Source organism: Pseudomonas sp. GM_Psu_1, from assembly GCF_026544185.1.
GTDB classification, from domain to species: domain Bacteria; phylum Pseudomonadota; class Gammaproteobacteria; order Pseudomonadales; family Pseudomonadaceae; genus Chryseomonas; species Chryseomonas oryzihabitans.
The window spans coordinates 17,321-36,209 of the sequence record NZ_JALNUX010000001.1 but is presented as its reverse complement, the minus strand read 5'-3'; the positions used below and the strand labels follow the sequence as shown (position 1 = coordinate 36,209).

At 65.4% G+C, this 18,889-nt stretch carries 16 protein-coding genes; 10 read left to right on the top strand and 6 right to left on the bottom strand.

Features of this window, described 5'->3' with window-relative positions; genetic code table 11:
* Positions 1 to 12: 12 nt before the first annotated feature.
* Complete coding sequence (locus OXS31_RS00165) at positions 13 to 645, bottom strand: FMN-binding negative transcriptional regulator (RefSeq protein WP_267396538.1); 633 nt, start codon at positions 643 to 645, stop codon at positions 13 to 15.
* Positions 646 to 735: 90 nt separating this feature from the next.
* Between OXS31_RS00165 and OXS31_RS00160 the strand changes: the two genes are divergently transcribed.
* The 4 genes from OXS31_RS00160 (at position 736) to OXS31_RS00145 (ending at position 6,412) form a co-directional block, all read left to right on the top strand.
* Positions 736 to 2,154 carry a PLP-dependent aminotransferase family protein gene (locus tag OXS31_RS00160; protein WP_267396536.1) on the top strand — a complete coding sequence of 473 codons (1,419 nt, stop codon included), beginning with the start codon at positions 736 to 738 and terminating at the stop codon, positions 2,152 to 2,154.
* Between the two features lie 231 nt (positions 2,155 to 2,385).
* The gene (locus OXS31_RS00155; RefSeq protein WP_152643579.1) at positions 2,386 to 3,855 is read left to right on the top strand and encodes an OmpA family protein; all 1,470 of its coding nucleotides are present in this window, start codon (positions 2,386 to 2,388) and stop codon (positions 3,853 to 3,855) included.
* Between the two features lie 15 nt (positions 3,856 to 3,870).
* Entirely contained in the window at positions 3,871 to 5,577 is a 1,707-nt protein-coding gene (locus tag OXS31_RS00150; RefSeq protein ID WP_267396532.1) for a hypothetical protein, read from the top strand.
* Between the two features lies 1 nt (position 5,578).
* A complete protein-coding gene (locus OXS31_RS00145; protein ID WP_044341264.1) occupies positions 5,579 to 6,412 on the top strand; it encodes a hypothetical protein in 834 nt (277 codons plus the stop codon).
* 156 nt (positions 6,413 to 6,568) lie between these two features.
* Here the strand turns inward: OXS31_RS00145 and OXS31_RS00140 are convergent, their stop codons facing one another.
* The 3 genes from OXS31_RS00140 to OXS31_RS00130 all read right to left on the bottom strand — a co-directional run bounded on the left by OXS31_RS00140 (position 6,569) and on the right by OXS31_RS00130 (position 8,592).
* On the bottom strand, positions 6,569 to 6,844 hold the full coding sequence (locus OXS31_RS00140; protein WP_267396525.1) for a hypothetical protein: 276 nt from the start codon (positions 6,842 to 6,844) through the stop codon (positions 6,569 to 6,571).
* A 123-nt stretch (positions 6,845 to 6,967) separates the two neighbouring features.
* Positions 6,968 to 7,774, bottom strand: coding sequence for an amino acid ABC transporter permease (locus tag OXS31_RS00135; protein ID WP_027600475.1), 807 nt, complete (start codon positions 7,772 to 7,774; stop codon positions 6,968 to 6,970).
* The gene (locus tag OXS31_RS00130) at positions 7,771 to 8,592 is read right to left on the bottom strand and encodes a transporter substrate-binding domain-containing protein (RefSeq protein ID WP_027598684.1); all 822 of its coding nucleotides are present in this window, start codon (positions 8,590 to 8,592) and stop codon (positions 7,771 to 7,773) included. The genes OXS31_RS00135 and OXS31_RS00130 overlap by 4 nt, the downstream gene beginning before the upstream one ends.
* A gap of 100 nt (positions 8,593 to 8,692) precedes the next feature.
* On the opposite strand from OXS31_RS00130, the gene OXS31_RS00125 reads away from it, so the two are divergent.
* Positions 8,693 to 9,595 (top strand): homocysteine S-methyltransferase family protein, encoded by a 903-nt coding sequence (locus OXS31_RS00125; protein WP_074583390.1) that lies wholly within the window; start codon positions 8,693 to 8,695, stop codon positions 9,593 to 9,595.
* A 76-nt stretch (positions 9,596 to 9,671) separates the two neighbouring features.
* Here OXS31_RS00125 and OXS31_RS00120 read toward each other — a convergent pair whose 3' ends face one another.
* Positions 9,672 to 10,424: an SDR family oxidoreductase gene (locus OXS31_RS00120; RefSeq protein WP_027598682.1), complete on the bottom strand. Its 753-nt coding sequence runs from the start codon at positions 10,422 to 10,424 to the stop codon at positions 9,672 to 9,674.
* Between the two features lie 100 nt (positions 10,425 to 10,524).
* Between OXS31_RS00120 and OXS31_RS00115 the strand changes: the two genes are divergently transcribed.
* From OXS31_RS00115 to OXS31_RS00100, 4 genes are all read left to right on the top strand, one after another.
* Positions 10,525 to 11,466 (top strand): LysR family transcriptional regulator, encoded by a 942-nt coding sequence (locus OXS31_RS00115; RefSeq protein ID WP_144954762.1) that lies wholly within the window; start codon positions 10,525 to 10,527, stop codon positions 11,464 to 11,466.
* A 241-nt stretch (positions 11,467 to 11,707) separates the two neighbouring features.
* Positions 11,708 to 13,042, top strand: a complete 1,335-nt coding sequence (locus OXS31_RS00110; RefSeq protein ID WP_027598679.1) for a CitMHS family transporter — start codon at positions 11,708 to 11,710, stop codon at positions 13,040 to 13,042.
* Between the two features lie 116 nt (positions 13,043 to 13,158).
* Complete coding sequence (locus tag OXS31_RS00105; RefSeq protein WP_027598678.1) at positions 13,159 to 13,911, top strand: TerC family protein; 753 nt, start codon at positions 13,159 to 13,161, stop codon at positions 13,909 to 13,911.
* Positions 13,912 to 14,075: 164 nt separating this feature from the next.
* Positions 14,076 to 15,746, top strand: coding sequence for a Na/Pi cotransporter family protein (locus OXS31_RS00100; protein WP_027600470.1), 1,671 nt, complete (start codon positions 14,076 to 14,078; stop codon positions 15,744 to 15,746).
* Between the two features lie 425 nt (positions 15,747 to 16,171).
* Here the strand turns inward: OXS31_RS00100 and ampC are convergent, their stop codons facing one another.
* Positions 16,172 to 17,326: a class C beta-lactamase gene (gene ampC, locus OXS31_RS00095; RefSeq protein WP_267396505.1), complete on the bottom strand. Its 1,155-nt coding sequence runs from the start codon at positions 17,324 to 17,326 to the stop codon at positions 16,172 to 16,174.
* A 171-nt stretch (positions 17,327 to 17,497) separates the two neighbouring features.
* On the opposite strand from ampC, the gene OXS31_RS00090 reads away from it, so the two are divergent.
* Positions 17,498 to 18,400: a D-hexose-6-phosphate mutarotase gene (locus OXS31_RS00090; RefSeq protein WP_144954769.1), complete on the top strand. Its 903-nt coding sequence runs from the start codon at positions 17,498 to 17,500 to the stop codon at positions 18,398 to 18,400.
* Positions 18,401 to 18,889 lie beyond the last annotated feature (489 nt).

Here is an 18,889-nt window from a genome sequence, read left to right as displayed (position 1 = left end):
GTGGCTCCAGGGTCAGGCGGGAGAGGGGATCAGGGCGGCCAGGGCCTGGTCGCCGGGTACCGGGCTGGCGGCCAGACCCTGGCGGACGCCTTCGCGATCGGCGGCGTTGCGATTCTGGCTGAGCTTGGCGAGGCCCTGGAGGCTGTCGAGGGGCAGGCGCAGGCCGCGGATGGCGCGCAGCATGCCCTGGACATAATCCGCGGGCGCATCCGCGATCTGCCAGGGCCGGGCACGCCCGGCTTCGTGCTGGTCGGTGAGGCGCTCCAGCAGCTGCAGCAGGCGCTCGGGGTCATCGAACACCTCGACGCTGCCACGGGCATGCACCGCCTGGTAGTTCCAGGTCGGCACCACCCGCCCATGTTCGGCCTTGCCGGGATAGAAGGCCGGGCTGACATAGGCCTGGGGACCCTGGAACACCGCCAGCGCGACAGGGGCCCCGACCAGTGCCTGGGCCTGGGGATTGCTGCGTGCCAGATGGCCATAGAGGGTGCCATAGGGACCCTCGTCGGGCGCCAGCCAGAGCGGCAGATGACTCACCAGCGGACCGGCCTCGGTCTGGCTGACCAGCAGCGCCAGGGCGTGATCGCGCAGGTGCTGGTGCAGCCTGGGCAGGTCGTCGAGACAGAAGGCGGGATTGGGATACATGGATAGGAACTCCAGCGATGTCCGGCCATGCTAAGGTCGCCTTTGGCTCCCTGTAAGAGCCAATTTCCATGACTTTCAGGGTGCCAATCCATGCTGGGATTCGAGCCGTCGGGGCTGTTGCTGGAGCCGGGTCAGGGGCTGGCGCGCCAGCTCTACCAGGGCCTGCGCGAGCGCATCCTGGCCGGTGAGCTGGCCGCCGGGGTACGGCTGCCGGCCAGTCGCGAACTGGCGCGGCTGCTGGGGATCTCGCGCAATACCGTGACCGCCGCCTACGAGCAGCTGCTGGCCGAAGGTTTTCTCGACAGCCGCCCGGGCGACGGTACCTATGTCGCACCCTTGACCCGAGCGCTGGCCGCTCCCGAAGCCACGACCAGGGCGGCCCCCGTGCCCCTGGTCAGCGTGCCGCCCGGCGCGCCGTGCGCCTTTCGGGTCGGCCTGCCGGCGGTGGATCTGTTTCCCTTCGCCACCTGGGCGCGGCTGCAGCAGCGTTTCTGGCGTCAGCCGGAACCGGCGCTGCTGGGCTATCGCGAACCCGGCGGCGAACCGCGACTGCGCCGCCTGCTTTGCGCCTACCTGCGCCAGGCGCGGGGCCTGGTCTGCGCACCCGAGCAGATCCTCATCACCAGCGGCGCCCAGCAGGCCATCGAACTCTGCGCCCGGCTGCTGCTGGCGCCCGGCGCCCTGGCGGCCATGGAGGATCCCGGCTATCGCGCCGCGGGCCTGGCCTTGCAGAGTGGCGGGGCGCGGCTGCAGGGAATCCCGGTGGATGCGGCAGGGCTGGTGGTGGAGCAACTGGCAGGCCAGCGGGACTGCCGACTGGTCTATGTCACCCCTTCGCACCAGTATCCCACCGGCGCCGTGCTGTCCCTGCCGCGCCGCCTGGCGCTCTTGGACTGGGCACGGCAGACGGACGCCTGGATCGTCGAGGACGACTACGACGGCGAATACCGCTACCAGGGTGCGCCGCTGGCGCCCCTGGCCGCGCTGGATCGCCACGGTCGGGTGCTCTATGTCGGCACCTTTTCCAAGATCGCCTTTCCCGGCCTGCGCCTGGGCTATCTGGTAGCTCCGCCTGCGCTGGTGCCGGCGCTGCTGGAGCTGCAACGGGCCGGCATCCGCCATCTCGACAGCGCCACCCAGACGGTCATGGCCGATTTCATCGAGCAGGGTCATTTCCAGCGCCATATCCGGCGCATGCGTCGGGCCGCGCGCAGTCGCCGTGATGCCCTGCTGGCCGGCTGGCCAGAGGTCGCCGGCTGCGCCCCGCCGGGTGTGCCAGTGGCCGGCCTGCATCTGTGCCTGCCGGTCACCCAGCTGGCCCGCGAAGCCGAACTGGTAGCGCGGGCGGCCGCGGTCGATGTGGAACTCAACGCGCTGTCGCGCTACTGGCTGCCCGAGGGCCCGACCCCGCCCGACGCCCGCGCCGGATTGGTGCTGGGCTTCGCGGCGGTGCCGGAGGCGCGGATCAAGGAGGCGCTGGCCAGGCTGCGGGAGGCCTGGAGTGAGTAGTTATGAAGGCAATAACGTTAGTTATGATATTGCCTTGAGATTATTAGGCTGACGCTAGTTTGGCTGTCATTGCAATTGAACCTACTTGTGCTTCACTTGCCATCCCCGATATCGGGATATAATCCAGGCTTCTATCCTGCTAGATAGAGCACCCGCCGTTTTCATGGATGAAACATCATAGGTCGTTTCATCCTGGTTATCCGTTATCTCCAGTAACCAGGAGTCACTTACGTGAGTCAGGCTTCTTTGCTTCCTTCCCGGCCAGTTCGCCTTGCTGCGCTGGCCGTAGCCATTTCCCTGGGCGTTACCGGCTGCGCCACCGTCGATAATTTTTCCAGCGGCCAAAGTCGTACCGTCAACTGTCTGGCTGGCGGTTTCCTCGGCGCCGCTACAGGCGTAGCCGCGGCTGCGCTGGCCAAGGGCGATGGTGCGACGCTGATCGCCGGGGCCGTGGTCGGCGCCTCGGTTGGCTGTGGCGCCGCCCTGGCCTACAAGAATCGTCTCGAGCGACTCAAGCAGATCGCTGAGCAGGAGAAGATCCCGCTTCAGGTGGAAACGTTGCAGACTGCCGCCGCTACGCCTTCGGCTGCGCCCCAAGAAGCGGGGCTGGTGGCTCAGATCGCCGATGAAGGCATGTTCCCGACAGGGAGTGCCCAGCTCAACGACGAAGGTCGCCGCAAGCTCGCCAAGCTTGCCAGTGCCTATGTTGGCAAGGAAGCCACACCCATTCTTATCGTTGGCCATACCGACGCTACCGGCACACCGGCCATCAACCAGGCGCTGTCGGAACAGCGCGCACGGGCGGTAGCAAGCATTCTGGTCGAGCAGGGCATTTCGCGAGATCGCATGTACTTCCAGGGTGCCGGCGCCTCACGCCCCATCGCCGACAACAGCGATCCGCTCGAGCGTGGCAAGAACCGTCGCGTCGAGATCGTCGAGTTGAACGACAAGGCGATGCTGGTCAAGCGTATCAACGCGGAAAAGAACAACGCCAAGTATCTGGCCCATGGCACCGCCACGGAGTCCGTGGCCAAGCCCGAGAGTAAAAAACCGGCTGTTGCCACGGCTTCGTCGAAAACCGTCAAGACGGCTGATGCCGAGGCGCCTCGGCAGACGAAGCCGAGCGTGGCGAAAATCGATTTCGGCGGTCAGCCGGTTGCCAGCGGTGCCTGGAAGCTGGGTCAGGCCTTGCGTCCGAAAAGCGGTGGATTCACGCTGATCTCCACTGCCTACGCCCAGGTGCCCATGAGCAGCTGTCAGCAGGACGCCCCGCGCGTCAGTGGCGAGGTCAAAAGCTTCGCCACCGGCGCTGCGCTATCTGACCATGCCACGCGCGAATACCTGCCAGGCATGAACGGACGCGCCTGGGCCGGCTTGGTCAATGGGCATCTGGTGACCCTGTCGCCGGTTGCCGTGCTGCGTGATAACGCTGCGCTGGTGAAGGATCCGAAAGTCTTCGTCACCCAGAACTATGAAAAAAACAAAGGCGGACCCAGCGATGCCTATACGGCCGTCGCCAATACCTATGAAGGTGAAGACGCCATTCTCTATCGGGTCTTCTTGGAACAACCCGAGCAGGCACCGGTAAGTTGTATTGATGTAGTGATTAAAAAGACCGGCGACAAAAGTATCGACGGCGACTTGTTTTACGACAATGGCACCAAGCCTTACATAGCGACTTACGCGCCTGTGCGCGGCTGATTCCGGGGACGAAACATGGAACTTTTCGAGACGTTGACGACAGCGCTGGCGGCTTATCGCTACGTGATATGGCCGCTGATCAGTCTGTTGGTGCTGGTCGTGGTAATCATCCGCTGGTGGGAGGAGGTCAAGTACTTCTTCCTCAATCTGGGCGTCAGCTTTCCGGTGGTGGGCTTTATCGCCAAGGCGTCCAAGCGCGATCTCATGCAGGATCGCGAGGAAGGAGGGACGGCCTGGTACAAGGCTGAGCGCGAACTGTGCGCGAAATACCATCGTTATTACGAGCGCGTGAACAAGGACGCAGCCTTCTACGACAAATGCGCAAACTATCTGAACAAGGTGGAAGAGCGCGGCCGCAAACCCACGGGATTGCCACTGTGGATTGGCAGCATCTTTCTAGTGATCCTCGAGGCGTTCATCTTCGCCCTGGTACTGGCGCCTTTCATTGCCAACAACATTTCCGCCAATCAGGCGGAATTCTCGGCCATCGTCATCTCTCTGCTGATCGGTACGATTCTGGTTCCTGCTACCCACCTCATGGGCGCCGAGATTCACCGTAACGGCCTTATCAGCAAGGCTCGCGAATGGCATCGGCAGGCTCGGCGCAACAACAATGCCAAGGATCTTCAGGCCGATGCCAACGTCGATCTGGACCGTACCGGTCTCGATGATAAAGAGCCCAAGTACCTGCATATCATCAATCGGGTAAAGCACAACGCCACGGTCTCCCCAACCTGGTGGACCACCATCATCGCTACGGCGCTTATCCTGACGCTGGCCATTGGTGCCTACTTCATCCGAGCCTCCACCATCAACGAACTGGAAACCCAGCAGGTAAACGGTTCGCCCTATGCTTCGGGTAGCGGTTCGGCGCTTACGCCAGACGCCTCGCCTTTCCAACTGCCCAGCGAAGCCACTGCCGATGGGCAGGCGGCTGACCAGCGTGCGGCCAGTGAGGTCGCGGGAGATCGGATCTTCGCCTACAAACTTACCTTCTTCATCCTGTCGGTCATTTTCATCGGCGTGCAGATCATCGGCATCCTGATCGGCGTTTTCCGTTCGTTCGCAGGCACCCAGTCACGGGAAGCAGCGGGCTATATCTCCGGCTTCAGCAGTGCCAGTGAATTCGCGGCCTATCAGCAGAGTCAGCGTGATCGAGTCGCCCGAGATGCCGAGGCCAAGCTCAGCAGCCTGCAAGAGCGGATCGAGCATCGTCATTCTCTAGGCGGTAGTGCTGACCGTGGTCCGCGTCGGAGCTTTGCGCTCTATGCCAACGAGAAGGAGCGGCAGAACAGCGAAAATCAGCAGCAGAAAAAAGCGCGTGCGGCCGCCAACGAGTTGGAAGAAATGCGCAAGGCGCTCGATACCGCCAGGGAAAAGCAGGCCTTGCAACGTGAATTGGCTGCGCTCAACAACGCGGCGGCTAGTGCTGAAGTCTCAACTCCTGAGCGCTCGTCGAGCGCGACCGTTGAAGCACCAGCACCAGCACCAGCACCAGCACCAGCACCAGCACCAGTATCTGTACCAGCACCGGTATCGGCACCGGAGCCCACGGCTGCCTTGGACCAGAACGCCTTGATCGCCAATCTGGGCGATCTCACGGTCTATTCGCCCGAAGAACTGACCGCTATTGGCGAAGAGTTGGGTATCGACAACGCCGCGCTGCTGAGCAAGCAGAAAGTGCAGGTGGCGATAAAACGCGCCAAGAAAGAGGGTGCCTGAAATGCGTCTGACCGTAACCCTGGCAATCGCGGGCCTGTTGTTGGCGCCTGCGGCAATGGCGGCTGAACGTAACGATCTGCCGAGCTGCTACAGCTATGCGCAATTGGCCAGCGAACAGCCAGCCGCGTCGGGGCGAGCGTTGACGGTGGTCATCGATGAAACGGTCAATATGCCCCAGGCGCTGAAAAGCAGTGCCTGGGAGCACACCCTGAGATACCTGCAGCCCGGCGACAGCATCAAGCTCTATCAATTTTCGGCTCTGTTGCAGAACAACTACATGAAGTTGCAGTTCGCCGGCATCCTGGAAAAACCGTTGGTTGGCAAGGTGCGTAACCATATCGGCAATGCCAGTCTCAAGAAACTCGATACCTGTCTGCAACAGCAGGCCGCCTTTTTCCAGAAGACATTCGGCAAGCAATTCGTCGAGAGTTTTGGCAAGCCGAACGAGGAGATATCGCGCAGTGAAATCTTCGCCAGCCTCAAGAAGATTGGTGAAGACCTAGGCCAGGAGCCGAGCGCGGATCAGGTCATTCTGCTGGTATCCGACATGCTGGAAAACAGCGACTTCGGCAGCTTCTATCAAGCTAACCGCATTCGTGGAATCGACCCTGCAGCCGAGCTGGCCAAGGTAGAGAAGAAGGAGCTGTTCGCCCAACTGCACGGCGCCCGGGTTTATGTGATGGGCGCGGGGCTGATCGGTGACGATGCCAAAGGCGCCTATCGTTCAGGCAAGGTACTGCAGAGTCTCGAACGTTTCTGGCAGGGCTATTTCGAACGCTCCAATGCCACGCTCGTCAGCTTCGGTACGCCAGAGCTGACCACCGATCTCAAGTAACCGCTGGATCCTGCTGCCTTAACTGCAATTTCAAAGGATCACTCCTCCTATAGCGGGTGTGATCCTTTGAAGAGCAGCCTTTTCAACGCTGGCTTCAGCAAATTCGGTCGGCATTCATCCCGGTTGGCGCTCGGTCGATCGGCTTGTACCAGGATCCTATCTCTCTGCCTGCTGCATAGCGGCTTTTGCCTGGGGACCATAGGTGGCTATGGCGTCCTCGATCTGTCTTCGATTGTCGAAGTCCAGACCGTTACGAAGTCTGCGGTATTCGCGCCGCCTGGCCCTCAGATGATCGACACATGCCTGATCCGGCTCTGGTTTTGCCTCTTCTGCATAGATCAGCTGAGAACAGTTGGCCATCAGTGATTCAAGTGCAAAGCGCGCCGTTTCAAAGCGGGCCAGCTTTTGAGTAGTGGTTTCTGTCTCAGTCATATGGCCTCCGGTTCTGCTCATAACAGCAAGGACCAGCGAGTAGTTGGTGGCAAGAAGACTCTATCAAGCGCGCTGCCGACGTCGATCGGGCATCGTCCTTTGCCTCCGCCCGACCAAGCGACTCTAACGCCCCCGATACGCCTTCCCGTAGTGCCGCTCCAGGCGCGACTGCAGGAACTCCATGGCCAGGGACATCAGCCAGTAGAGCACCGCCGCGGTGGTCAGCATTTCCAGATAGCGATAGCTGGAGCGGCCATAGGACTGGGCAAGGAACATCACCTCCCAGACACCCATCACCGAGACCAGGGAGGAGTCTTTGAGCATGGAGATGAACTGGCTGGTGGTGGGCGGGATGATGCTGCGCATGGCCTGGGGCAGGGTGACGCGCCAGAAGATCACCCGCGGCGCCAGGCCCAGGGCCAGGGCCGCCTCGCGCTGACCGGCGGGAACGCCGAGCAGGCCGGCGCGAAAGATCTCGCTGAGGTAGGCGCCATAGTTCAGCGACAGGGCGAGGATGCCGGCGCTGATGGCGCCGGGCACCACGCCGATCTGCGGCAGGCCCAGGTAGATCAGCAGGATCTGGATCAGCAGCGGGGTGCCGCGAAAGAAGGAGGCGTAGAAGGTCGCCACGCCATAGGCCAGGGCGCTGGACGACAGCCGGCCCAGGGCCGCGGCGAAGCCCAGCAGCACCGACACCAGGATGGAGCTGAGGCTGAGGAACAGCGTCAGGGCCGCGCCCTGCAGGAAGCCGTTGGGGCCCAGGCGCCAACCCACCAGGTTGGGCAGGCGCGGCCAGACGCTGGCGAACTTGAGGTCGAAGCCGAGCACGAAGACCACGCCCCCGGCCAGCAGCGCCAGCCAGGTCAGCCAGACACGGGTACGAAAACTCAGCAGGGGGCGGCGCTGGTCTGGGGGCGGTAGCGGACTCATTGGCTGATGTCGGCACCGATCCACTTGTCGGAGATCCGCTTCAGGGTGCCGTCCTGGCGTAGCCCTTCGATGATCTCGCGCAGCGTGGCGGCGAATTCCGGATCACCCTTCTCGATGGCCACGGCGTTGGGCTCGGCATAGAGCGGCGCGCCGGCCAGTTTGAACTTGCTGTCCTGGGCCAGGCGCGGCTGGGCCGTCACCAGGTTGGTCAGCACCGCGTCCAGGCGCTTGCCGGCGCCCAGGCCGAGATCCTGGAAGGCGACGTTGTCGTCGGGGAAGGGCACCACCTGGACATCGTCGAAGGGATAGCTCAGCGGCTTGTCCTCCTGGCCCTCAATGGTCAGGTCCTTATTCAGGTAGCTCTCATAGGAAGAGGCGCTGGTGACGCCGACCTTCTTGCCAGAGAGGTCCTTGGCGCCGTGGATGCGGTCGTCACCGGCGTTGACCACGATCACCGCCGGCGAGGCGTAGTAGTTGACCGGGAAATCGAACACCTGGGCACGCGCCTGGCTCGGCGTCATGGAGCAGATGCAGACGTCGTAGCGACCGCTCCAGCGACCAGCGGCGATCACGTCCCAGGAAGGTGTTTCCAGGCGCAGCTTGACGCCGAGCTTGTCGGCCACGGCCTTGGCCACGTCCACGTCGAAGCCTTCCAGCTGGTTCTGGGCATTGAGCTGGGAGAAGGGCGGATAGCTCTCCATGAGCACATTGACCAGCTCGCCCTTGGCCTTGACGCGATCCAGGGTGGCACCGGCCGAGGCCGAGGTGGCGACCAGCGCCAGGGTCAGGCCGAGGGCCGATAGCAGAGCGGTTCTCATGGGGGCGTCCTTTGCAAAGGGTAAGAGGGCCTGGTATTAGAGAGATATGAGAACCGATATTGAACTCTGTTTTGGTTATAAGGAAAAGTGAAATAGCTATATGGCCAACATGAATCTTGTGCTTCTCGACGGTGGCATGGGCCGCGAGCTCCAGCGCCGCGGCGCGCCCTTCCGTCAGCCGGAATGGTCGGCCCTGGCCCTGAGCGAGGCGCCGGAGCAGGTGGAAGCGGTGCACCGCGCCTATATCGAGGCCGGCGCCCAGGTGATCACCAGCAACAGCTATGCGGTGGTGCCCTTCCATATCGGCGAGGCGCGCTTCGCCGCCGAAGGCGAGGCCCTGGCCGCGCGGGCCGGCCAGCTGGCACGGCAGGCGGTGGTGGCCAGCGGTCAGCCGGTACGGGTGGCGGGGTCGCTGCCGCCGCTGTTCGGCTCCTATCGCCCCGATCTGTTCGAGCCGGCGCGGGTGGACGAGGTGCTGCAGCCGCTGATCCGCGGCCTGGCGCCCCATGTCGATCTCTGGCTGGCGGAAACCCAGAGCTCCCTGGCCGAGGTGCGCGCCATCGCCGCCGGGCTGCCAGGGGACGGCAAGCCGCTGTGGCTGTCCTTCACCCTCAAGGACGAAGACGTCGACGAGACCCCACGGCTGAGATCCGGCGAGCCGGTGGCCGCGGCCGCACAGCTGGCGGTGGAGCTGGGCGCTGGTGCCCTGCTGTTCAATTGCAGCCAGCCCGAGGTGATGGCCGCGGCGCTGGATACCGCGCGGGCGACCTTTGCCGCGGCGGGTGTCGAGATTCCCTTTGGCGCCTATGCCAACGCCTTCCCGCCCCAGCCGGAAGAGGCCACCGCCAATGATGGCCTCGACCCCCTGCGTCCTGACCTGGATCCGCCCGGCTACCTGAGCTTCGCCCAGGACTGGCAGGCGCGTGGCGCCAGTCTGATCGGCGGCTGCTGCGGCATCGGCCCGGAGCATATCGCCGTACTCAACACGCGATTGCGCGGCTGACGCCCGCATTCAGTTGGTAAAAAAAGCGGACAGCGCCCCGGGCGCTGTCCGCTTTTTTCTGGCCGCCAGACGCCGTTCAGACCTGCGCCTGGCCACCATCGGCGAAGAGTTCGGCGCCGTTGACGAAGCTGGAATCGCTGGAGGCCAGGAACAGGGCGACCCTGGCGATCTCCTCGGGCTCACCGACGCGACCCAGGGGGATCTGGCTGGCCAGATGGTCCAGCAGACCCTGCTGCTGGGCGGCCTCCGGACCGGCCAGCTCCACCAGGCCCGGGGTGCGGGTGGCGCCCGGACTCAGGGTGTTGATGCGGATACCGCGGCCCTGCAGCTCCAGGATCCAGTTGCGGGCGAAGGCGCGCACGGCGGCCTTGGACGCGCCATAAACGCTGAAGGCCGGGGTGCCGGTACTGGCGGCGGTGGAGCCGGCGAGGATCACCGAGGCATGGTCCGCCAGCAGCGGCAGAGCCTTCTGCACGGTGAACAGCACCCCCTTCACGTTGCGATCGAAGGTGTCGTCGTAGTGGGCCTCGGTCACCTCGGCGAGGGGCAGCATGCTGCCGCCCCCGGCGTTGACGTAGAGCACATCGAGGCGTCCGTGCTCGCGGCGGATGCGCTCATAGAGGGCATCGAGCTGGTCCAGGCGGGAGGAGTCCACGGCGATGCCGGTGGCATTGCCGACCTGGGCGACCGCGGCGTCCAGTTCCGCCTGCCGCCGACCGGTGAGGATGACATGGGCGCCCTGCTGGGCGAAGAGTTTGGCAGCGGCCAGGCCGATGCCGCTGGTGGCGCCGGTGACGAGGGCGATCTTGTCGGCGAGCTTGAGGGTCATGGCGGGATCTCCGAAGGATTGTGATCAGGTGGAGTCAGCCTATCGACCCTGGCTTCCTTGCAAAATAGAATGATTGGCAAGTCATCGTTGCAGGAATGAAATGAGCAGATTGCCGGATTTCGAAGGGTTGGCGATGTTCGCCAAGGTCGCCGAAGAGGGCTCCTTCGCCGCCGCGGCGCGGGTGCTGGGCGTGTCGGTGGCCACCGTCTCGCGGGCGGTGACGCGCCTGGAGGAACGTCTCGGCGGGCGGCTGTTCAATCGCACCTCGCGGCAGCTGGCGCTGACCGAATTCGGCCGCGAGCTGGCCGCGCAGGCCGGTGATCTCTATCGCCAGGCGGAGGCGACCGAAAGCGCCGCCCAGGCCCGCGCCGTACAGCCCCGTGGCCAGGTGCGGCTGGCGGTGCCCATGGCCTTCGGCCTGCGCTGGGTGGCGCCGCTGCTGCCCGAGCTGCTGCGCCGCTATCCCCAGCTGTCGGTGGATCTGCACCTGTCCGATGCCACCGTGGATCTGGTGGCGGAGGGTTTCGACGCCGCCCTGCGCATCGCCGCCTTGCCGGACTCCTCGCTGGTCGCCCGGCGGCTCTGCGCGGTGAGCCAGCTGCTGGTGGCGGCGCCGGCCTATGTCGAGCGCCACGGCTGGCCAAGCCATCCGCAGGAACTGACCGACCATGCCTGCCTGAGCTATGCCTATCGGGCGCGCAGCCAGGTGTGGCGCTTCAGCGGGGACGGGGGTCGCGAAGAAAGCGTGCTACCCCGTGGCCCCCTGCGCGTCACCAATTCCGAAGCCCTGCTGCCGGTGCTGCTGGAAGGCCTCGCCATCGCCGAGTTGCCGGACTTCATCGCCGCCGACTACCTGGCCGATGGCCGGCTGGTGCAGCTGCTGCCGGACTGGCAGCTGACCCGTGGCGGCCTCTACTTCGTGACCCCCTCGGCGCGCAGCCGACCCACCAAGATCCAGGTGCTGCTCGATTTCTTCGTCGAGCACCTGAGCATCCCGGGCTGGCAGCGGGCCGAACAGCCCCCGCCCGTGTCGGCTTCGTGACATCCGGCAACATCCACTCGCCACCACGCAAGGCTGGCGAAAGGTTGACCTCTTAGGATCCCCTCAAGACCCGCCCCCGTGAGCGGGCGACGTGCCTACAAAAATAACCAGGATTCTTGCCATGTCGTATCTGTCCTTCCAGGCGTCCCCGCGCGCCCCTCTCCCCTGGATTTTCGCCCTCCCCGCGCCCCTGCGCCGCGGCTGATCTTCCTTCTCTTCGCGAAAATTCAGAGGTATTCCCATGCTGACTTTCCTCGGCTTCGCCATGGTCATGACCTTCATGTACCTGATCATGACCAAGCGCCTGTCTCCGCTGATCGCCCTGACCATGGTGCCGATCGCCTTCGCCGTGCTGGCCTGGGCGCTGTCCAGCGAATTCGCCAGCCTCGGCCACGTCAAGCTCGACGCCCTCGGCCCGATGATGCTCGACGGCATCCGCAAACTGGCGCCCACCGGCGTGATGCTGTTGTTCGCGATCCTCTACTTCGCGGTGATGATCGACACCGGCCTGTTCGATCCGGCGGTGCGCTGGATCCTCAAGCTGGTCAAGGGCGATCCGCTCAAGGTGGCCATGGGCACCGTCTTCCTGACCCTGGTGGTCTCCCTGGACGGTGACGGCTCGACCACCTACATGATCTGCGTGGCGGCCATGTTCCCGCTTTACCGGCGCCTGGGCATGAATCCGCTGATCATGACCTGCCTGATGCTGCTCTCCAGTGGCGTGATGAACCTGACCCCCTGGGGCGGTCCGACCGCGCGCGCCGCCAGTGCCCTGCACGTGGATCCGGCCGACGTCTTCGTGCCCATGATCGCGCCCATGCTGCTGGCCATCGCCTGGCTGTTCTTCCTGGCCTACCTCTATGGCCGCAGCGAGCGCGCGCGCCTGGGCATCCTGCAGATCGGCGAGACCGAAGGCGCCGACGTCACCGTCTCCCAGTGCGCCGAGGCCCGCCGCCCGCACCTGCGCTGGTTCAACGGCCTGCTGACCCTGGCGCTGATGGCTGCGCTGATCATGGGCGTGCTGCCGATGCCGGTGCTGTTCATGATCGCCTTCGGCATCGCCATGACCGTCAACTACCGTTGCCTGAACATGCAGAAGCAGCGCATCGCCGCCCATGCCGAAAACGTCCTGGCGGTGGTCTCGCTGATCTTCGCCGCGGGTATCTTCACCGGCATCCTCTCGGGTACCGGCATGGTCGACGCCATGTCCAAGGGCCTGCTGGCGGTGATCCCGGACGCCCTGGGCCCGTACATGGCGGTAATCACCGCCCTGGTCAGCCTGCCGTTCACCTTCTTCATCTCCAACGACGCCTTCTACTTCGGCGTACTGCCGGTGCTGGCCGAGGCCGCCGCGGCCTATGGCATCAGCCCGGTGGAGATCGCCCGGGCCTCCATCGTCGGTCAGCCCGTGCACCTGCTCAGCCCGCTGGTGCCCTCGACCTACCTGCTGGTGGGCCTGGCCAAGGTGGAATTCGGCGACCATCAGCGCTTCACCCTGAAGTGGGCCACCGTGACCTGCATGTTCCTGCTGGTCGGCGCTTTGTTACTGGGTGTGTTTCCGCTGTACAGCCGCTAGAGTTTTGCCAGAGCTACGACTAGCCTTGCCGGCTGTTCGAAAACGGCGCGTCGCCCGATGCGCCTTTTCCATTAGAGCGCGCGCCCGAGCGCGCCTTAGCTACGAGAGGATTTGCAATGGACTGGTTGACCAACCCGGAAATCTGGGTCGCCTTCTTTACCCTGACGGCCCTGGAGATCGTCCTCGGCATCGACAACATCATCATGATCTCCATCCTGGTCAGCCGCATGCCCAAGCACATGCAGGCGCGGACCCGGTTCTTCGGCCTGGCCCTGGCCATGGTCACCCGCATCCTGCTGCTGCTGTCCATCACCTGGGTGATGCGCCTCACCGCCGACCTGTTCTTTGTATTCGGCCAGGGCATCTCCGGCCGTGACCTCATCCTCTTCTTCGGCGGCCTGTTCCTCCTGTGGAAGAGCAGCGCCGAGATCTACCACGGCCTGGAAGGCGAGGAAGAGCAGGACGAAGACGCGCCCACGAAGAAGGGCAGCGGCTTCATCGGCACCATCATCCAGATCGCCATCATCGACATCGTCTTCTCGCTGGACTCGGTGATCACCGCGGTCGGCATGGTCAGCCACGTGCCGGTCATGGTCGCGGCGATCATCGTCGCGGTGCTGGTGATGATGCTGGCGGCCGGCGCCATCAGCACTTTCATCGACAAGCACCCGAGTCTGAAGATGCTGGCGCTGTCCTTCCTGATCGTGGTCGGCACCGTGCTCATCGCCGAGGCCTTCGAGGTCCACGTGCCCAAGGGCTACGTCTACTTCGCCATGGCCTTCTCGCTGGCGGTGGAAGCCATCAACATCCGCCTGCGCGGCAAGGCCAAGGCCCGCGAAGCGGTCAAGCTGCGCAAAGAGCAGATCTGAGCCCAGCGGCGGAACCCACCCGGCTCTCCGCCGCCTAATCCAGCAAGTCCCCACGAGCCCGAAGGTGCCCTGCCTTCGGGCTCGTGCGTCTGTGCAGAACGGTCATTACGATTTTGTGACAAGCTCGCCAGGAGCTCTTGGACACGCGCCGGGAGGGCGCCACGATGCTGACACTGCTCAATCTGCTATCCGCTGTGGCCCTGCTGGTGTGGGGCACCCATATCGTGCGCACCGGCATCCTGCGGGTATACGGCGCCAGCCTGCGCCGGGTGCTCAGCCGCAGCATGCAGCGCATGCCGCTGGCCTTTCTTTCCGGTATCGCCGTCACCGCCCTGGTGCAGAGCAGCAACGCCACGGCACTGCTGGTGACCTCCTTCGTCGCCCAGGGCCTGGTGCCGCTCACCCCGGCGCTGGCCATCATGCTCGGCGCCGACGTGGGCACCGCGCTGATGGCGCGGGTGCTGACCTTCGACCTGTCCTGGCTGTCGCCGCTGCTGATCTTTCTGGGCGTGGTGTTCTTTCTCGGTCGCAAGCAGACCCGCGCCGGCCAGCTCGGCCGGGTCGCCATCGGCCTGGGGCTGATCATCCTGGCACTGCAGCTGATCGTCGAAGCCGCCTCGCCGATGACCCACGCGGCCGGGGTCAAGGTGCTGTTCTCTTCGCTGACCGGCGACCAGCTGCTCGACGCCCTGACCGGCGCCGTCTTCGCCATGGTCTCCTATTCCAGCCTGGCGGCGGTGCTGCTGACCGCCACCCTGGCCGGCTCCGGGGTCATCTCGCTCAAGGTGGCGCTGTGCCTGGTGGTGGGCGCCAACCTGGGCAGCGGCGTGCTGGCGCTGATGGGCGCGGCCAAGCAGGGCGTGGAGGCACGGCGGGTGGCGGTGGGCAGCCTGCTGTTCAAGCTCGCCGGCTGCATCCTGGTGCTGCCCTGGATCGGCCTCTTGGCCGACTGGCTGCAGGGCTACGACTTCAACGACGCCGAGGTGGTGATCGGCTTCCACGTCGCCTACAACCTGGTGCGCTGCCTGCTGTTCCTGCCGCTGACCGGGCCCCTGGCGCGCTTCTGCACCGCCATGCTGCCGGCCAAGGACAGCGCCGAGACCATCCTGCGGCCGCGCCACCTGGACACCGCCGCCCTCGACACCCCGGCCCTGGCGCTGACCAACGCCTCCCGCGAGCTCCTGCGCATGGGCGACGTCATCGAGCAGATGCTGCAGCACCTGCTGGTGCTGATCAACGCCGGCGACAAGCAGCTGGCGCGCGAGGTGCGCCGTCTCGACGATGACGTCGATGCCCTCTACACGGCGATCAAGCTGTACCTGGCGCGCATGCCGCGCGACGACCTGGACGAGCGCGACAGCCGGCGCTGGGCCGAGACCATCGAACTGGCGATCAACCTGGAGCAGGCCGGCGACCTGATCGAGCGCATGGCCAGCGACGTCGACAGCAAGAAGATCGCCGCCCGCCGTTCCTTCTCGGCTTCCGGGGTGGACGAACTTTCCGCCCTGCACCGGCTGCTGGTCGACAGCCTCAAGCTGTGCCTGTCGGTCTATCTCTCCGGCGACCTGGACGCGGCGCGCCGCCTGCGCCGGCTCAAGCAGCGCTTCCGCCTGCTGGAGCGGCGCTATGCCCATGCCCACGTCGAGCGGCTGCACCAGCAGGTGGTTGAGAGCTTCGAGACCAGCTCCCTGCACCTGGGCCTGCTCAGCGACATGCGCCGGGTCAATTCGCTGTTTTGCAGCATCGCCCACGGCGTGCTGGAGGCGGCCGACGCCGGCTACGCCACCGAGCACGAACTGCCGGTGGAAGGGCGCGAGGAGTCGGGTGGGGCCTGAGGTTGGGTTTTGTGGATGAGGCTGCACCGTCATCCACGCGACTGCTCTGATCTTGTCAGCGCCAATGAAGTTGAGCGCCACTTCGGATGGCCCTCTCTCCCCTGGGGAGAGGGCTGGGGTGGGGGAGCCCCCTGCTGCGAACTCCCAGTGGAAAAGGCTGCGCCGTTTTCCACGCTACGGCTGCCGGTGGAAGGACGCGAGGGATCGGGCGGGGTTCGAGGCCGCGGTTTGACGCGCGGGTTCGTGGATGAGGCTACGCCGTCATCCACCCTACGGGGCTTCAATGATTTATCGCGGCCATGGCGGTCCGCCGATGCGGCCGCTCCTACAGATGACTGTCTGCTCGCATTATCGCGGCCATGGGCCGCTCCTACAGAAGCATCACACCCTGTAGGAGCGGCCCATGGCCGCGATAACCCCTTCGCTCACTGCACCCGGCTATCGAGCTTCTGCAAGATCCGCCACGCCGTCTCGATCCGCGCCGGGATCGGATAATTGCGGTTGGCCAGGATCACCAGGCCAAGCTGGCGCTCCGGGATAAACAGCGCATAGGCGCCGAAGCCGTTGGTGGAGCCGGTCTTGTTCAGCAGGCGGGCGCCGCTCGCCGGCAGGGGCGGGTGTTGCCAGTCCACCGGTTGCGGCTCCAGGGCCATCGCCGGGGTGTTGCCGGCCAGCAGCTGGGTCTTGGCCAGCGGATAGGGGTAAGCCTCCCAGCCCAGGCCCTGGGTCAGGGGACCACTGCGGTAGTAGCCCTGCTGGGTGGCGTCGAGCGCCTTGGCCAGGGGTCCCGGCAGCCGACCGGGATGCAGATTCGCCTCGACGAAGGCGAGCAGATCGCCGGCGGTGGTCTTGATGCCATAGGCCTCTTCGGCATAGACACCCGGATTGACCCGCAGCGGCTGATCGTTCTTGCCATGGCCCCAGGCGTAGTGGGCCTGCTCGGCCGCCGGCACCTGCAGATAGGTGTGATCGAGTCCCAGGGGCTTGAGTACGTGGCGCTGCAGCGCCGTGGCGAAGGGTTCGTCGAGCCGCTGGGCCGCCAGGGCGCCGAACAGGCCGATGCTGGGATTGGCGTAGAGGCGGCGGCTGCCGGCGGGGAAGGGCGGCTGGAAGGCGCGGTAGAAGGCCGTCGCCTGATCGTCCGTGGTGACGCTATCGGGAAATTGCAGCGGCAGGCCGCCGGCGCTGTAGGTGGCCAGTTGCAGCAGGCTGGCCTGGCCGATGGCGCTGCCGGCCAGGGCCGGGCGGACCTGAGCGGCGGACTCGTCCAGCCGCAGGCGACCGGTCACCGCGGCGTAACCCCCCAGGGTGGCGGTGTAGGTCTTGCTCAGGGAGCCGATCTCGAACAGGGTGGCGGCGTCCACCGGCTGGCCGCTGCGACGGTCGGCGGTGCCGAAGTAGTAGAGCCGGCGCAGGCCCGGGGCGCTGACGCCTATCGCCAGGCCCGGGATGTCCTGCTCGGCCATCACCGCGCGGGCAGCGGCGCGGACCTCGTCGTCGAGGGGATTGGCCGCGTTGGCCAGGAGCGGCAGGGCCAGGCCCAGGCCGAGCAGCAGGGAAAGACGCGGGAAAGCCGACATGCGGGAGCCATTCCTAGAGAGGGGAGGCCAGGAGTCTAGCCGAGCGGTGCGGCACCGGTATGAGACGCGGCCAGCGTTGGAAGATTTTCCCGCCGCTGCTGTCCATGGCTGGCTGGAGCCCGGTCCTCGACTGGACTACAGTCGCCTCTCACCTTTTCCAGGAGTCATCCCATGTCCGCTGCCCCCCTCGTCGAACAGATCCAACTGGGTCAATTGCCCGTCTGGCGCATCCGCGTCGGCCAGGCCGAAGCCCTGGTGGCCTGCCAGGGCGCCCATGTGCTGCGCTACGGCTTCGACGGCGAGCCGGACATCGTCTGGGGCAATCCGGAAGCCGTGTTCGAGCCCGGTACCCCGATCCGTGGCGGCATCCCGGTCTGCTGGCCCTGGTTCGGCGACCTGCTGAAGAATCCGCCCGCGGTCCAGGCCATGTGCACCACCACCGAGGACGCCCCGGCCCACGGCCTGGCGCGCCAGGTCGCCTGGCAGGCCGGCGGCGTCGAGGTGGACACCGACCGGGTGCGCCTGGACTTCCATCACCGCACCTCCGCCGAGACCACTCCAGGCTGGCCCCATGCCACCGAGCTGACCCTGAGCCTGAGCGTCGGTGAGCGCCTGGAGCTGACCCTGAGCGTGCGCAATCTGGAAGATCATCCGCTGGTGCTGAGCCAGGCGCTGCACACCTATTTCGCCGTGAGCGACGTGCGTGAAGTAGGTATCGAAGGCCTGGCCAATGCCGACTACTACGACTGCCTGGACGGCTGGACCCGCAAGCGGCAGAACGGCGAGCCGACCATCACCGCCGAGACCGACCGGGTCTATGTCGGCCTGCCGGCCCGCCTGGCGATCCGCGATCCCCAGTGGCAGCGCCGGCTGTTCGTCGAGACCCGCAACAGTCATTCGGCGGTGCTGTGGAATCCCTGGATCGACAAGGCCGCGCGCCTGAGCCAGTTCGCCGACGACGCCTGGACCGGCATGCTCTGCATCGAGACCGCCCGGGTGATGGACGACGTCCTCACCGTGGCGCCGGGCGCCTCCGCCGAGATGGCGGTGAGCCTGTGGCGCGAGGCGCTGTAAGGGACTGAGCGGGCGCCTGGGGCGGCCCTCACCCCGACCCTCTCCCGCAGGGAGAGGGGGCGCTGAAGGGGAGTTTGGTGCGAAGGGCTTAGGACTGTCAGGCTTCAAGCGCACCCTCACCTCGACCCTCTCCCGGAGGGAGAGGGGGCGCTTAAGGGGGAGTTTGGTGCGAAGGGCTTGGGCTGTCAGGCTTCAAGCGCACCCTCACCCCGACCCTCACCCGGAGGGAGAGGGGGCGCTTAAGGGGGAATTTGGTGCGCAGGACTTGGGGCTGCCAGGCTTCAAGCGCACCCTCACTCTGGCCCTCTCCCAGAGGGAGAGCGGGTGCTCCGATAGAGGTTGGCGCGGGGTGATGAGCGTGTCGAGGGCAAGCCTGGATCCAGGCCAGGATGAAGCGGGCTAGCGGGCGGCAGAGGTCACACAGGAGTCCGCACGAAGCCGACCCAAACGCCCCCTCTCCCCCAGGGAGAGGGCCGGGGTGAGGGAGCA